Origin of the sequence: Streptacidiphilus carbonis (genome assembly GCF_000787775.1) — a bacterium.
In the GTDB taxonomy this organism is placed as follows: Bacteria; Actinomycetota; Actinomycetes; order Streptomycetales; family Streptomycetaceae; genus Streptacidiphilus; species Streptacidiphilus carbonis.
The window spans coordinates 1-14744 of sequence record NZ_BBPM01000050.1 but is presented as its reverse complement, the minus strand read 5'-3'; the positions used below and the strand labels follow the sequence as shown (position 1 = coordinate 14744).

The following is a 14744-nucleotide window of genomic DNA, read 5'->3' as shown; positions in this document are numbered from 1 at the left end:
GGGCTCGCGGCAACTTCGGCGGCGGTGGCAACTGATGTCTCCCCGCCACTCGGCCCTGGCCAGGCGGACGAAGGCCGACACGGCCGCGGTCGCCGCGCAGGCGGCCGCGCCCAAGGCCAGGCCGCCGGTCATCGCGGTCCGCCGGCTCGTCAAGTCGTACGGCTCCGGTGACGCCGCGGTGCACGCGCTGCGCGGCCCGGAGGACCCGGAGGGCACCCCGCTGGGCGTCGACCTGACGATCAGTGAGGGCGACTTCGTCGCCATCATGGGCAGTTCGGGTTCCGGCAAGTCGACCCTGATGAACATCCTGGGCTGCCTGGACATCCCCACGTCCGGCCGCTACCTGCTGGACGGCATCGACGTCGGCCACCTGGACGAGCACCAGCTGTCGCTGGTGCGCAACCGCAAGATCGGCTTCATTTTCCAGTCCTTCAACCTGGTCCCGCGCACCACCGCCGTCGCCCAGGTGGAACTGCCGCTCGCCTACGCGGGGGTGCGCAAGTCCGAGCGCCGCCGCCGGGCGATGGCGGCGCTCACCCTGGTCGGCCTGGCCGACCGGGCCGACCACCGACCCAATGAGCTCTCCGGCGGCCAGCAGCAGCGGGTGGCAGTGGCCCGTGCCCTGGTGACCAGCCCGGCGATGCTGCTGGCGGACGAGCCGACCGGCAACCTGGACAGCCGCTCCACCGACGACGTCCTTGCGATCGTGGACCGGCTGAACGCCGCCGGCCGCACGGTCGTGCTGATCACCCACGAGGACGAGGTGGCCCGGCACGCCAAGCGGGTGGTCCGGCTGGTCGACGGCCAGATCTACGAGGACATCCGGCAGGCGCCGGTGCGCGGGCTGCCGCCTGCGCTGCTGGACCCGGTCGAGTTCGCCTCGCACACCCTGCACGTCTCGAACGTCAAGGCCAACGCGATCGGAGGGGTCCGATACTCCAATTTCCCGGGGAGCGACCCCCCGGACCCCCACGCAGACCCGTGGTCCGCAGCCGTCGGAGCGCGGACTGTGCGAGGAGAGGCCGAATGAACCCCTTGCAGACCCTGCGCTTCGCCCTCGGCGGCCTGGCCGCCAACAAGGTCCGCTCCGTGCTGACCATGCTCGGTGTGCTGATCGGTGTGGCCGCGGTGATCCTGCTGCTGGCCGTCGGCAACGGCTCCTCGGCGGCGGTCAAGGCCTCGATCACCTCGCTCGGCGCCAACTCGCTGACCGTCACCTCGGGCACCGGCAACAGCAGCACCTCCACCGCGACCAGCACCAAGCCGCTGTCCGTCGCGGACGCCACGGCGCTGTCCGACACCACCAAGGCCCCGCACATCAAGAGCGTCGCCCCGGAGGTCAGCACCTCGGGCACGGCGATCTACCAGGGCGTCTCACACTCGGTCAGTTCCATCATCGGCACCTACACCGGGTACTTCGAGGCGACCAACAGCAAGGTCGACAAGGGCGACTACTTCAGCAACGACGACATCCTGAACGACCGCAAGGTCGCGGTGATCGGCTCGACCACCGCCACCGACCTGTTCGGAACCGTCGACCCGGTCGGCAGGACCATCACCATCGGCAGCACCCCGTTCAAGGTGGTCGGCGTGCTGGCCACCAAGGGCAGCACCGGCCTGACCTCCTCCGACGACGTGGTGGTCGCACCGCTGACCACCGTCGAGAACGCCTTCACCGGCTTCGGCTCGCTCACCCAGATCGTGGTGGAGGCCACCTCGTCGGCCGACATCACCGCGGCCACCAGCGAGATCAGCACCATCATGATGAACCAGCACGGCATCACCAGCGCCGGCGCCGCCGACTTCCAGATCAGCAGCGCCACCTCACTGCTGAGCACCCAGGCCTCGACCAACAAGACCTTCACGGTGCTGCTGGGCGCGGTCGCGGCGATCTCGCTGCTGGTCGGCGGGATCGGGATCACCAACATCATGCTGGTCACGGTCACCGAGCGGACCCGCGAGATCGGCATCCGCAAGGCCATCGGCGCCCCCAAGGGGATCATCCTCAGCCAGTTCCTCTCCGAGGCCGTGCTGCTCTCGGTGTTCGGCGCGGGCCTCGGCGTCCTGGTGGCGCTGCTGGGGACCAACTTCAGGATCGACGGCATCAAACCGGTGATCATGCCGGCCTCGGTCTGGGGCTCGTTCGGGATCTCGGTGGCGATCGGCCTGTTCTTCGGCAGCTACCCCGCCAACCGCGCGGCGAGCCTGCGTCCCATCGAGGCGCTGCGCCATGAGTGACCCGCACCCGGACGGCGCGAACGGCGCCCTGAACGACAAGCACCACCACAGAGAGAGGACCACGCCGACCATGACCGCGAAGCAGTCCGAGGACCTGGTCACCACGGTGCGAGTGCCGGTGGCCAACCTCCCGGTGCCCTACGAGTCCGTCGCCGTCCCGTCGGCGGGCAGCGGGGAGGATCCCGAGTCGATCCTCGCCGAGCCGCCGGACACCCTCGACATCTCGGCGGAGCTGGCCGCGCCCCCGCGCCGCAAGATCCCCTTCATCACCCTGCTGCTGTTCGCCGGCATGATCGCGGGGCTGGGCTTCGCCGGCGGCGCCTACTACGAGAAGCAGAACCCCGGCACCTCCACCGCCGGCGCGGCGGCAGGACGTACCGGGGGCGCGCCGGGCGGCTTCAGTGCCGAGGGCGGCACCGGCGGCGGGTTCGGCGGCGGCGCACCCGGTGGCAACGCCGGTGGCAACAGCGGCAGCGGCTCCTCCACCGGCTCGACCTCCGGCACGGTGAAGCTGGTCGACGGCGACACCGTCTACCTGACCACCGGCTCCGGCTCGGTGATCAAGGTGACCACCAAGAGCAGCACCAAGGTGACCACGACCAGGACGTCCAAGACCACCGACCTGACCCCCGGTCAGACCGTCACGGTCCAGGGCACCACCGACAGCTCGGGCAATGTCGCGGCGACCACGGTCACCGAGGGCGCGGCCACCACGACCAACGGCTGATGCAGCGGTCAGCCGGTGGCGCTGGGGGAGGGGCTGCCGCTCCTGGTCGGCAGCAGCACCTTGCAGGTCTTGTAGGCGGCGGCGGTCTTGGGGTCGGCGGTGTTCAGCGAGCGCAGACCGTTCGCCGCCACGGTCACCCCGTGGTCCTTCATGCAGCTGGTGAACGCCGCCATGGCGGTGCTGTCGAAGCCGCCGCCACGGCCGCCGAACCCGGCCGCCCCGCTCGGGCGGTCCGAGGCGCAGGCCTGGATCGCGGCCCGCATGCTCGGGTTGGCGGAAGCACCGCCGAAGCCGCCGTAGCCGCCGCTGGGCCTGACCCCGCTGGGCCTGACCCCGCTGGGCCGCACGCCGCTGGGCCTGGCCCCGCTCGGACGGCCGCTCCCGCCGAAGCCTCCGGGCCGGCCGCTGGGCAGGGTGACCCCGTGCTGGGACAGGCAGTTGCGGTACGCCGAGTCCTGGGCGCTGCCCGAGGCCGACGAGTCGGGCTGGGCCGAGGCGGCCGTGCCGGAGGAGGAGCAGCCGGACAGCACCAGAGCGCCGAGGCTCAGGAGGCCGGCTGCCGCGAGGGCGCGGGGGTGGAGTGCGGTCATGACGTCAGACGGAACCGTACCGGGGTGGAGGATCCCTGGACACGGTCTGGCAATTGCCTGTGAGCTGCGGGACTGCAGAGAATGCCGGCAGCGGGCTGGACGACGGCTATGCGTTGTATGTCAGCTTATGAGGAGACCGGGACGGACCGCCGCACCCAGCGAACTCCCAGACTGCTGCCAGAGCACGACAGGGGGGCAGGGCCAGTCTGTGCGCCATGAAGGTGCTCCCACGACGGCGCAAAGCCGTCCTGTTGAACTCCGTCCTCGCCCTGGTGCTGGTCACCGGGGCGGGGGCCGCGTACGCGACCGTGAACAACGGCAGTAGCAGCACCGCCAAGAGCACAGCCCGTACAGCCACCGTCCAGCAGGGAACGGTCACGGCCACGGTGTCCGGCTCGGGCTCACTGACTTCGCCGACCGACGCCGGTGTGAACTTCACCACCGGCGGCACGCTCACCGAGGTGGACGTCACCGCAGGTCAGAAGGTCGCCGCCGGGCAGGTCCTGGCGAAGGTCGACCCGACCACGGAGAACGAGACGCTGACCGGGGCACAGGCCCAGCTCAGCTCCGCGCAGGCCAACCTGACCGCGGTCGAGGACGGCACGGCCACCAGCAGCAACAACTCGGGCGGCGGCAACTCGTCCTCCGGTGGCAGCGGTGGCAGCGGTGGCAGCGGCGGTGGCGGCACCTCCGGTGGCACGTCCGGCGGCAGCACCACCACCGGTTACGCCAGCACCGGCGGAAGTTCCGGCGGATCCGGCTCCGGAGGGGCCTCCGGCAGCTCCCGCGGCTCCAGCCCTTCGGCCCGCCCCTCGGCCACGGCCAAGGCGAGCCCCACCCCGAGCGCCTCCGCCAGTGCCTCGGCGTCCGCGTCCGCGTCGGCGTCCGCGTCGAGGACCAGGGCCGCCACCGCCGTGGACGCCGGCTACCTCACCGCCGCCAGCGCCACGCCCACCGTCGACCCGGCCCAGCTGGCCCAGGCCGAGCAGCAGGTCACCACCGCGCAGAACGCCGTCGACGCCGCCCAGCGGGCGGTGGCCGGCACAGTGCTGAGGGCCCCGGTCAGCGGCACCGTCGCCTCGGTCGCCGGCAAGGTCGGCGGGAGCGTCTCCGGAAGCTCCGGCTCTGCCGGCGGCAACAGCAACTCCAGCTCCAGCAACAGCAGTTCCTCCTCACTCAGCGGCTTCGTGGTGATCACCAACCCCACCGGGATGGAGGTCTCCGCGGACTTCTCCGAGTCGGACGCGCTGAAGCTGAAGTCCGGCCAGGCCGCCACCGTCACCCTGAACGCGGAGAGCGGCACCACGCTCACCGCCAAGCTGCTCTCCATCAGCTCGCTGCCGGTCAGCAGCTCCAGCAGCGGCGGTGGCAGCTCCAGCAGCGCGGTGATGTACGCGGCGCTGCTGTCGATCACCAGCGACACCTCCAACCTGCGCACCGGCCTGAGCGCCAGCGTGCAGGTGACCACCGGCCAGGCCACCGACGCGCTCTGGGTGCCGACCACCGCCGTCACCGGCACCGGCGCCAACAGCACGGTGACCGTCGTCAACGCGAACGGCACCACCACCCGCACACCGGTGACGGTGGGAATCCAGGGCGACACCCAGGTGCAGATCACCAGCGGGGTCCAGGCCGGACAGACGGTGCAGCTGACGGTGGTGTCCGCCACCGGCAGCAACGGCTTCCCGTCCGGCGGCTTCCCCGGCGGCGCCGGCCGGGCCCGCACCGGCGGGGCGGCCGGGGGCTTCGGCGGTGGTCGGGGATGAGGCTGCGCAGCAGACCGCAGCAGCCGCCGCCGACCGCGGCGCCGGTTCCGCGCGGCCCGGTGCCGATCCTCGCGGTGCGCAAGCTGGTCAAGACCTACGGCCACGGAGACGCCGCGGTGCACGCCCTGGCCGGCCCGGTCGACGCCGACGGCGTGGAGCAGGGCGTCGACCTGACGGTCCACCAGGGCGACTTCGTCGCCATCATGGGCAGTTCGGGTTCGGGCAAGTCCACCCTGATGAACATCCTGGGCTGCCTGGACGCCCCGACCTCCGGTCGCTACCTGCTGGACGGCATCGACGTCGGCCACCTGGACGAGCACCAGCTGTCGCTGGTGCGCAACCGCAAGATCGGCTTCATCTTCCAGTCCTTCAACCTGGTCCCGCGCACCACCGCGCTGGCCCAGGTCGAACTCCCGCTCGCGTACGCGGGGGTGAAGGCCGCCGAGCGCCGCCGTCGGGCGATGGCGGCGCTCACCCTGGTCGGCCTCGCCGACCGGGCCGACCACCGACCCAATGAACTGTCCGGCGGCCAGCAGCAGCGGGTGGCGGTGGCCCGCGCCCTGGTGACCAGCCCGGCGATGCTGCTGGCGGACGAGCCGACCGGCAACCTGGACAGCCGCTCCACCGACGACGTCCTTGCGATCGTCGACCGGCTGAACGCCGCCGGCCGCACCATCGTCCTGATCACCCACGAGGACGAAGTGGCCCGGCACGCCAAGCGGGTGGTCCGGCTGGTCGACGGCCAGATCTACGAGGACATCCGACAGGCCCCGCTGCAGGGACTGCCCCCGGCCCTGCAGGACCCGGTCGAGTTCGCCTCGCACACCCTGCACGTCGGACACGTCCGGGCGCATGCGAACGGAGGCGACCGGTGAACCCCTTCCAGACCCTGCGCTTCGCCTTCGGCGGCCTGGCCGCCAACAAGGTCCGCTCCGGCCTCACCATGCTGGGCATCCTGATCGGCGTCGCCGCCGTCATCCTGCTGCTCGCCGTGGGCAACGGCTCCTCGCAGGCGGTCAAGGACGCGATCCAGGCACTCGGCACCAACGCGCTGACGGTCAGCTCGGGTTCGGGCTCCGGCAGCTCCACCGCCACCGTGGTCAAGCCGCTCACCGTGGACGACGCCCGGGCCCTGGCCGACACCAGCCAGGCCCCGGACATCAAGGGCGTCGCCCCCGAGGTCAGCACCTCGCAGACGGCGATCTACCAGGGCACCTCGCACACCGTCAGCTCCGTGGTCGGCACCTACCCGGCCTACTTCGAGGCCTCCAACAGCAAGGTCGACAAGGGCGACTACTTCAGCGACGACGATGTGCTCAACTCCCGCAAGGTGGCCGTGATCGGCTCCACCACCGCGACCGACCTGTTCGGCACGGCCAGTCCGATCGGCAAGGTGATCACCCTCGGCGGCACCCCGTTCACCGTGGTCGGCGAGCTGGCCACCAAGGGGGGCACCGGCTTCCAGGACCCGGACGACACCGTCATCGCGCCACTGCCCACCGTGCAGAACGCCTTCACCGGCTTCAGCGGCTCGATCAGCCAGATCCTGGTCGAGGCCACCACCGCGGACGCCACCACCAGCGCCACCAACGAGATCACCACGATCCTGATGGGGCAGCACTCGATCACCAGCCCCAGTGCGGTGGACTTCCGGGTCTCCAGTCAGACCTCGCTGCTGACCACCCGCACCTCCACCGACCAGACCTTCACGGTGCTGCTGGGTGCGGTCGCGGCGATCTCGCTGCTGGTCGGCGGGATCGGGATCACCAACATCATGCTGGTCACGGTCACCGAGCGGACCCGCGAGATCGGCATCCGCAAGGCCATCGGCGCCCCCAAGGGCGTCATCCTCAGCCAGTTCCTCGCCGAGTCGACGCTGCTCTCGCTGGTCGGCGGGGGACTGGGCGTCGCCGCCGCGCTGATCGGGGCACATTTCAAGATCGTCGGTATCAAGCCGGTGGTGATCCCGGAGTCGGTCTACGGGGCCTTCGGCATCGCCGTGGCCATCGGCCTGTTCTTCGGCAGCTATCCGGCCAGCCGGGCGGCGAGCCTGCGTCCGATCGAGGCGCTGCGTCATGAGTGACCGTCACACATCCGAGGGGACAAGGGACATGGCCGGACGACACGGCGGCCCCAGCTATTCAGGTGAAATCGTGAAGGCGGACGACTCGTTCGTCCCCGGTCTGCGCGAGGACCCGACCCAGGAACTCGCCACGGTCACCGACGGCCCGAGCCCGGAGGAGATCCTGGCCGAGCCGCCGGACACCCGCGACATCGCGGGCGAGCTGGCCGCGCCGCCGCGCCGCAAGCTGCCCTGGCTGACCCTGGCGCTGGCCGGCGGCATCATCGCCGCCCTCGGCTTCGCCGGCGGCGCGCTGGTGGAGAAGAACAACAAGCCCGCCGCCTCCAGTGCGGCGACAGCCTTCGCCGGATTCACCCGCGGCGCGGCCGGCGGGACCGGCCGTACCGGTGGCACCGCCGGTACCGGCGCCACCGGCGGTGCCACCACCGGCACGGTCAAGCTGGTCGACGGCGACACCGTCTACATCACCGACTCCTCCGGCAACACCGTCAAGGTCACCACCGGCAGCTCCACCAAGGTCACCCTCTCCAGCACCGGCAAGGTCGGCGACCTCAAGGCGGGCCAGACGGTCACCGTCCGGGGCACCACCGACTCCTCCGGCAACCTCGCCGCGACCACCGTCAGCGAGGGCGCGGCCACGGCTGCGGGCGGCTTCGGAGCAGGCGGATTCGGCGGTGCCGGCACCGGCGGATGAGGACGTTTAGCCGTTCCTCATCCAGGCCCCATACCGTGCACACTGCAACCTTCCTCCGCTCCATCCCCTCACCCTCCGTCCCACCTGTCAGGGGCCGCACTATGGACAGCACCGAAGCCAGCCTCCTGGTCGTCGACGACGAACCGAACATCCGGGAGCTGCTCTCGGCCTCGCTCCGCTTCGCGGGCTTCAACGTCTCCTCCGCCGCCTCCGGCGCCGAGGCCGTGGCCGCCGTGGCCAGGCAGCGGCCGGACCTGGTGCTGCTGGACGTGATGCTGCCGGACATGGACGGCTTCGCCGTGGTCCGCCGGCTCAGGGACGAGCAGCCGGGCGCCCCGGCCGGCCGCGGCGGTGAGCGGGACCGGATTCCAGTGATCTTCCTCACGGCCAAGGACGGCGTCGACGACAAGATCAGCGGTCTGACCGCGGGCGGCGACGACTACGTCACCAAGCCGTTCAGCCTGGAGGAGCTGATCGCCCGGATCCGGGCCATCCTCCGCCGCACCGGCGGCCCGGCCGACGCCGGCCGCCTGGTCGTGGCCGACCTGGAGCTGGACCCGGTCGGCCACCAGGTGGTCCGCGGCGGCCACCAGGTCTCGCTCTCGCCGACCGAGTTCAAGCTGCTGGAGTACCTGATGAGCAACACCGGCCGGGTGGTGTCCAAGATGCAGATCCTGGACCACGTCTGGGCCTACGACTTCGGCGGGGACCTCAGCATCGTCGAGTCCTACATCTCCTACCTGCGGCGCAAGATCGACTCGGGGGCCGACGGCAGCCCCAAGCTGATCCACACGGTCCGGGGAATCGGCTATGTCCTTCGTCGTCCGCCTGCTTAGCAGGGCGCGCACCGCGGCCGGCCGCGGGCTGTCGCTCCGCGGCCGGCTGCTGGTGCTCGCGGTCGCCCTGGTCACCCTCGGCCTGGCGGTCAGCGACACCCTGGTGCTGACCACGGTCCGCTACCAGCTGGTCCAGCGGGTGGACGACCAGATGCGCCGCGCGGCGGCGCCGAACCTGCGTTCCTGGGCGCCCCCGCTGAACCGTCCGGTCGCCTCCGGCGCCAACCTGCCCAGCCGGTTCGTGGTCACCGTCCGTGAACCCGGCGGCACGTACATCCCGTTCAACAGCCAGCTGATGACCTCCTCCGACCCGGCCCCCGACCTTCCGGTGCTGACGGACAGTCAGGCCGCAGCCCGGCTGGAAAGGCCGTTCACGGTCTCCGGCGACCACGGCGGCAGCTGGCGGGTGCTGTTCGTGCAGCGGACCCAGAACAAGATCCCGGTCATCGTGGTGGTGGCCTCCTCGCTGGACGACACCGACGCCACCGTCGCCAAGTTCGAATACGGCTTCCTGGGCATCGGCGCCGCGGTGGTGCTGCTGATCGGCCTGGCCGGCTGGTTCGCGGTGCGCCGGGGCCTCAAGCCGCTGCGCCGGATCGAGGCCACCGCCACCGAGATCGCCACCGGCCAGACCCTGTCGCACCGGATGCCCGAGGGCTCCCAGCGCACCGAGGTGGGCCGGCTGGCCGGCTCGCTCAACTCGATGCTGGCCCAGATCGAGTCGGCCTTCGCGGCCCGCGCCGCCTCCGAGGACCGGATGCGCCGCTTCGTCGCCGACGCCTCCCACGAACTGCGCACGCCCCTCGCGGGCATCCGCGGCTTCGCCGAGCTCTACCGGATGGGGGCGCTGAGCGACGAGGCGGACATCAAGCGCACCATGGCCAGGATCGAGAGCGAGGCGCTGCGGATGGGCGGCCTGGTCGAGGACCTGCTCACGCTGGCCCGCCTGGACGAGCAGCGCCCGCTGGAACTGGCGCCGATGGACCTGCGCACCCTGGCCGCCGACGCCCTGCACGACACCACCGCCCTCGACCCCACCCGCCCGGTCGCGCTGACCGGCCCCGGCGGCAGCACCGCGCCCACCGCGGCCCTGGTCCTCGGCGACGAGGCCCGGCTGCGCCAGGTGGTCACCAACCTGGTCGGCAACGCGGTCAAGCACACCCCGCCGGGCACCCCGGTGCGGATCGGCGTCGGCACCGTCGAGGGCCAGGGCGTCATCGAGGTCGCCGACCACGGGCCGGGGCTCACCCCGGACCAGGCCGCCCGGGTGTTCGAGCGCTTCTACCGCGTCGACTCCTCCCGCAGCCGCCAGGACGGCGGCGGCGCCGGCCTCGGCCTGGCCATCGTCTCCGCCCTCACCGCCGCCCACCACGGCCAGGTCGACCTGCTGACCAACCCCGGCGAAGGCGCCGTCTTCCGCGTGCGGATCCCGGCCGCACGGTAGGGCGTTCTCGCGCCCCTGGATCGGGCAACCCCTCGCAGCGGGACCCCCTGCAGAACCCTGGAACCGCGTAGGTGATAATACTTTGTGAATGTGTTCACGTTCACAAGCGAACGATCGCGTCGTGCCTGCGCTGCGGGAACAGCAAAGGATGCATAACTAGGCGTGGCGATCGTTCAGGACACGACCGAGGAGGCACCGCGTGGAACTGGCACTGGCCCACGAGACGATGGCGCGTTGGCAGTTCGGCATCACCACCGTGTACCACTTCCTCTTCGTCCCGCTGACGATCAGCCTTGCCGCACTCACCGCCTGCCTGCAGACCGCCTGGGTCCGCACCGACAAGGCCAAGTACTTCAAGGCCACCAAGTTCTGGGGCAAGCTCCTGCTGATCAACCTGGCGCTCGGGGTGGCCACCGGGATCGTCCAGGAGTTCCAGTTCGGGATGAACTGGTCCGCCTACTCCAGGTTCGTCGGCGACGTCTTCGGGGCGCCGCTCGCGATGGAGGCCCTGCTCGCCTTCTTCTTCGAGTCCACCTTCATCGGCCTGTGGATCTTCGGCTGGGAACGGCTGCCGAAGAAGATCCACCTGGGCTGCATCTGGATGGTCGCCATCGGCACCGTCCTCTCCGCCTACTTCATCCTGGCCGCCAACTCCTGGATGCAGCACCCGGTCGGCTACACCGTCGGCGCCAACGGCCGGGCCCAGCTCACCGACATCGGCAAGGTGCTCTTCCAGGAGACCACCCTGGTCGTGGTCTTCCACACGCTGATGGCCTCCTTCCTCACCGGCGGCGCCTTCATGGTCGGCATCGCCGCCTACCAACTGCGGCGCCAGCACCGGCTCAAGGAGACCGACCCGGCCAAGATCGGCGCCATGCGCGCCAGCCTCCGCCTGGGCCTGGTGATCGCCGTGATCTTCGGCATCGGCACCGCGGTCAGCGGCGACAGCCTGGGCAAGGTGATGTTCCGTCAGCAGCCCATGAAGATGGCAGCGGCCGAAGCCCTCTGGGACACCCAGAAGCCCGCGCCGTTCTCGATCTTCGCCTACGGCAATGTCAGCGAGGGCCGGAACACGGTGGAGCTCACCATCCCCGGTCTGCTCTCCTTCCTGGCCACCAGCAACTTCCACGACCCCGTCCCCGGCATCAACGACGTCCAAGCCCAGGAACGGGCCAAGTACGGCGACAAGGCCCCGAGCTACGAACCCAACATCCCGACCACCTTCTGGGGCTTCCGCTGGATGATCGGCTTCGGGATGACCTCCTTCGCCATCGCCGCCGCCGGCCTCTGGCTGACCCGCAAGCGCTTCTGGCTTGCCCCCGAGCACCGCCGCGGCGAAACCGAGATCCCGCTCCTCATGCTCACCAGGACGAAGGAACTCAACCCCTTCCTCAACAAGTGGGCCTGGCGGGTGGCCATCCTGACCATGGGCTTCCCGCTGATCGCCAACTCCTGGGGCTGGATCTTCACCGAGATGGGCCGCCAGCCCTGGGCCGTCTACGGCCTGATGACCACCGCCGACGCCGTCTCCCCCACCGTCTCGCTCGGCGAGCAGATCACCTCCCTGACCATCTTCACCCTCCTCTACGCCGTCCTGGCCGTGATCGAGATCCGACTGATGGTCACCTATGCCAAGGCCGGCCCCACCGACGAGGAACCCCCCAGCCAGGATCCCACCCTCCGCGGCCCGTCCGGCGACGCCGACCAGCCCCTCGCCTTCGCGTACTGAGGAGAGAGAACATGCAACTCCACGACGTCTGGTTCGTGCTGATCGCCGTCCTCTGGATCGGCTACTTCTTCCTGGAGGGCTTCGACTTCGGCGTCGGCGTCCTCACCAAGCTGCTGGCCCGCGACGAACCCGAGCGCCGGGTGCTGATCAACACCATCGGCCCGGTCTGGGACGGCAACGAGGTCTGGCTGCTCACGGCCGGCGGCGCCACCTTCGCGGCCTTCCCGGCCTGGTACGCCACCCTCTTCAGCGGCTTCTACCTGCCCCTCCTGGCGATCCTGGTCTGCCTGATCGTCCGCGTGCTGTCCTTCGAGTACCGGGCCAAGCGCAGCGACCCCCGCTGGAAGCGCAACTGGGAGCACGCCATCTTCTGGACCTCCCTCCTCCCCGCCTTCCTCTGGGGCGTGGCCTTCGCCAACATCGTCCACGGTGTGAAGATCAACGAAGCCGGCGACTACGCAGGCAACGTCCTGGACCTGCTCAACCCCTACGCCCTCCTGGGCGGCCTGGTCACCCTCTCCCTGTTCACCTTCCACGGCACCGTCTTCGTCGCCCTGAAGACCCTCGGCGACATCCGCAGCCGCGCACGCGTACTGGCCCGGACCACCGGCCTGATCACCGCAGCACTGGCAGCGGCCTTCCTGATCTGGACCCAGGCCTCCAGCGGCGACGGATGGTCACTCGCCGCGCTGATCGTCGCCGTCCTCGCCCTCCTCGCGGCGCTCGGTCTCAACGAATCCGGCCGCGAGGGCTGGGCCTTCATCTGCTCCGGCGTCACCATCGTCGCCGCCGTGGCGATGCTCTTCCTCGCGCTCTTCCCGGACGTCATGCCCTCCAGCCTCGACCCGGCCTGGTCGCTGACCGCCGCCAACGCGTCCTCCTCGCCGTACACCCTCAAGGTCATGACCTGGGTCGCCGGCATCATGACCCCGCTCGTCCTGGTCTACCAGGGCTGGACCTACTGGGTGTTCAGCAAGCGCATCGGCGTCCAGAACATCCCTGCCCACTGAGGTGACCTGATGAAGCCCGTCGACCCCCGCCTCCTCCGCCACGCCCGCGCGACCAGGGGCTTCCTCCTGCTCTCCACGGCCCTCGGCGTCCTCAACGCCGCCCTGGTCATCGCCCAGGCCGTGCTCGTCGCCGACATCGTGGTCGACGCCTTCCAACAGCACCGGACGAACCTCACCACCCCCCTCCTCGCCCTCGGCGCCGTGGCGATATGCCGCGGCCTCACCTCCTGGGCCACCGAGACCGCCGCCCACCGCGCCTCCGCCGCCGTGAAGTCCGAGCTCCGCTCGCAACTCCTGGCCCGTGCCACCGCACTGGGGCCCGACTGGCTCACCCGCCAACGCAGCGGAGAACTGGTCACCCTGGCCACCCGGGGCATCGATGCCCTGGACGACTACTTCGCCCGCTACCTGCCCCAACTGGCCCTGGCCGTAGTGGTCCCGGCAGCCGTCATCGCCCGCATCCTCAGCTCCGACTGGCTGTCGGCCCTGATCATCGTCCTCACCCTCCCCCTGATCCCGATCTTCATGGTCCTGATCGGCCTGGCGACCCAGAGCCGGATGGACCGCCAGTGGCGCACCCTCGGCCGCCTCTCCCACCACTTCCTCGACGTAGTGGAAGGCCTCCCCACCCTCAAGGTCTTCGGTCGCGCCAAAGCCCAGGCGGACGCCATCCGCCGAACCACCGACGACTACCGCCAGGCCACCCTCCGCACCCTGCGCATCGCCTTCATCTCCTCCTTCGCCCTGGAACTGCTCTCCACCATCTCGGTGGCCCTGGTCGCCGTGGGAATCGGCACCCGCCTGGTCGACGGCAGCCTCGACCTCCGCACCGGCCTGCTGATCCTGGTCCTGGCTCCCGAGGCGTACCTGCCGATCCGTCAGGTCGGCACCCACTACCACGCCAGCGTCGAAGGCCTGGCCGCCGCCCAGCAGATCTTCGAGGTCCTGGAGGAAACACCCCGCCCCACCACCACAACCGCACCTCCCCGCCCCACCATCCGACTCCGCAACGTCACCGTCCCCCACGCCCCAGCCATCAAGTCCCTGGACCTGACGATCCATCCGGGCGAGACCCTGGCCGTAACCGGCCCCTCAGGAGCAGGAAAGACCACCCTCCTCTCCCTCCTCCTGGGCTTCACCACCCCCACCACCGGCACCATCACCCTCAACGACCAGCCTCTCGACCAAAGCTGGCACCCCGACATCGCCTGGGTCCCGCAGCACCCCTACCTCTTCGCCGGCACCATCGCCGAGAACGTCCGCCTCTCCCGCCCCGAGGCCACCGACGCCGAACTCGCCACCGCTCTCCACCGCGCCCACGCCCACGAGTTCATCGCCGCCCTCCCCCTCGGCACGGCAACCCCCCTCGGCGAACACGGCTCCGGCCTCTCCGCGGGCCAGCGCCAGCGCCTCGCCCTGGCCCGGGCCTTCCTCGCCGACCGCCCGATCCTGCTCCTGGACGAACCCACCGCCAATCTCGACAACACCACCGAACAGGCCGTCGTCGAAGCGATCCGCAACCTCCCCCCGGACCGCACCGTCATCCTCACGGCGCACCGCCCCGCCCTCCTCGCCCTCGCGGACCGCACCATCACCCTCACGGCGCCGCCTCCCCTTTCCACCCCCC

General features: G+C 70.6%; 13 protein-coding genes. 12 read left to right on the top strand and 1 reads right to left on the bottom strand.

Going from position 1 to position 14744, the window contains the following annotated elements:
* The first annotated feature begins 34 nt into the window (after positions 1-34).
* The 3 genes from TR46_RS29220 to TR46_RS42640 are packed head-to-tail and all read left to right on the top strand — an operon-like array spanning position 35 to position 2965.
* Positions 35-1030, top strand: coding sequence for an ABC transporter ATP-binding protein (locus TR46_RS29220; RefSeq protein WP_084719031.1), 996 nt, complete (start codon positions 35-37; stop codon positions 1028-1030).
* Complete coding sequence (locus TR46_RS29215; protein ID WP_042407148.1) at positions 1027-2238, top strand: ABC transporter permease; 1212 nt, start codon at positions 1027-1029, stop codon at positions 2236-2238. Before TR46_RS29220 ends, TR46_RS29215 begins: the two co-directional genes overlap by 4 nt.
* The gene (locus TR46_RS42640) at positions 2231-2965 is read left to right on the top strand and encodes a hypothetical protein (RefSeq protein ID WP_052433182.1); all 735 of its coding nucleotides are present in this window, start codon (positions 2231-2233) and stop codon (positions 2963-2965) included. The genes TR46_RS29215 and TR46_RS42640 overlap by 8 nt, the downstream gene beginning before the upstream one ends.
* An 8-nt stretch (positions 2966-2973) precedes the next feature.
* Here TR46_RS42640 and TR46_RS29205 read toward each other — a convergent pair whose 3' ends face one another.
* Entirely contained in the window at positions 2974-3555 is a 582-nt protein-coding gene (locus TR46_RS29205) for a hypothetical protein (RefSeq protein ID WP_042407145.1), read from the bottom strand.
* A gap of 215 nt (positions 3556-3770) precedes the next feature.
* On the opposite strand from TR46_RS29205, the gene TR46_RS38365 reads away from it, so the two are divergent.
* The 9 genes from TR46_RS38365 to cydD all read left to right on the top strand — a co-directional run.
* Complete coding sequence (locus TR46_RS38365; protein ID WP_084719030.1) at positions 3771-5321, top strand: efflux RND transporter periplasmic adaptor subunit; 1551 nt, start codon at positions 3771-3773, stop codon at positions 5319-5321.
* Entirely contained in the window at positions 5318-6196 is an 879-nt protein-coding gene (locus TR46_RS29195; protein WP_084719029.1) for an ABC transporter ATP-binding protein, read from the top strand. Before TR46_RS38365 ends, TR46_RS29195 begins: the two co-directional genes overlap by 4 nt.
* Positions 6193-7404, top strand: a complete 1212-nt coding sequence (locus TR46_RS29190) for an ABC transporter permease (protein ID WP_042407142.1) — start codon at positions 6193-6195, stop codon at positions 7402-7404. Before TR46_RS29195 ends, TR46_RS29190 begins: the two co-directional genes overlap by 4 nt.
* Positions 7405-7474: 70 nt before the next feature.
* Positions 7475-8098 carry a hypothetical protein gene (locus TR46_RS29185; RefSeq protein ID WP_052433180.1) on the top strand — a complete coding sequence of 208 codons (624 nt, stop codon included), beginning with the start codon at positions 7475-7477 and terminating at the stop codon, positions 8096-8098.
* A gap of 101 nt (positions 8099-8199) precedes the next feature.
* Positions 8200-8934, top strand: a complete 735-nt coding sequence (locus tag TR46_RS29180; RefSeq protein ID WP_042407139.1) for a response regulator transcription factor — start codon at positions 8200-8202, stop codon at positions 8932-8934.
* A complete protein-coding gene (locus tag TR46_RS29175) occupies positions 8909-10378 on the top strand; it encodes a sensor histidine kinase (RefSeq protein ID WP_042407135.1) in 1470 nt (489 codons plus the stop codon). Before TR46_RS29180 ends, TR46_RS29175 begins: the two co-directional genes overlap by 26 nt.
* Positions 10379-10577: 199 nt before the next feature.
* Positions 10578-12107 carry a cytochrome ubiquinol oxidase subunit I gene (locus TR46_RS29170; protein ID WP_042407132.1) on the top strand — a complete coding sequence of 510 codons (1530 nt, stop codon included), beginning with the start codon at positions 10578-10580 and terminating at the stop codon, positions 12105-12107.
* Between the two features lie 11 nt (positions 12108-12118).
* Positions 12119-13117 carry a cytochrome d ubiquinol oxidase subunit II gene (gene cydB / locus TR46_RS29165; protein WP_042407131.1) on the top strand — a complete coding sequence of 333 codons (999 nt, stop codon included), beginning with the start codon at positions 12119-12121 and terminating at the stop codon, positions 13115-13117.
* 9 nt (positions 13118-13126) lie between these two features.
* Positions 13127-14744 (top strand): thiol reductant ABC exporter subunit CydD (cydD, locus tag TR46_RS29160; protein WP_042407130.1); only part of this gene is annotated, 1618 nt, incomplete at its 3' end.

What these genes read in the sequence shown, in the direction of transcription:
- TR46_RS29205 (WP_042407145.1), bottom strand. Translation starts at nt 3,555, where the DNA reads ATGACCGCACTCCACCCCCGCGCCCTCGCGGCAGCCGGCCTCCTGAGC.
- TR46_RS42640 (WP_052433182.1), top strand. Translation starts at nt 2,231, where the DNA reads ATGAGTGACCCGCACCCGGACGGCGCGAACGGCGCCCTGAACGACAAG.
- cydB (WP_042407131.1), top strand. Translation starts at nt 12,119, where the DNA reads ATGCAACTCCACGACGTCTGGTTCGTGCTGATCGCCGTCCTCTGGATC.
- TR46_RS29175 (WP_042407135.1), top strand. Translation starts at nt 8,909, where the DNA reads ATGTCCTTCGTCGTCCGCCTGCTTAGCAGGGCGCGCACCGCGGCCGGC.
- TR46_RS29215 (WP_042407148.1), top strand. Translation starts at nt 1,027, where the DNA reads ATGAACCCCTTGCAGACCCTGCGCTTCGCCCTCGGCGGCCTGGCCGCC.
- TR46_RS38365 (WP_084719030.1), top strand. Translation starts at nt 3,771, where the DNA reads ATGAAGGTGCTCCCACGACGGCGCAAAGCCGTCCTGTTGAACTCCGTC.
- TR46_RS29180 (WP_042407139.1), top strand. Translation starts at nt 8,200, where the DNA reads ATGGACAGCACCGAAGCCAGCCTCCTGGTCGTCGACGACGAACCGAAC.
- TR46_RS29220 (WP_084719031.1), top strand. Translation starts at nt 35, where the DNA reads ATGTCTCCCCGCCACTCGGCCCTGGCCAGGCGGACGAAGGCCGACACG.
- TR46_RS29195 (WP_084719029.1), top strand. Translation starts at nt 5,318, where the DNA reads ATGAGGCTGCGCAGCAGACCGCAGCAGCCGCCGCCGACCGCGGCGCCG.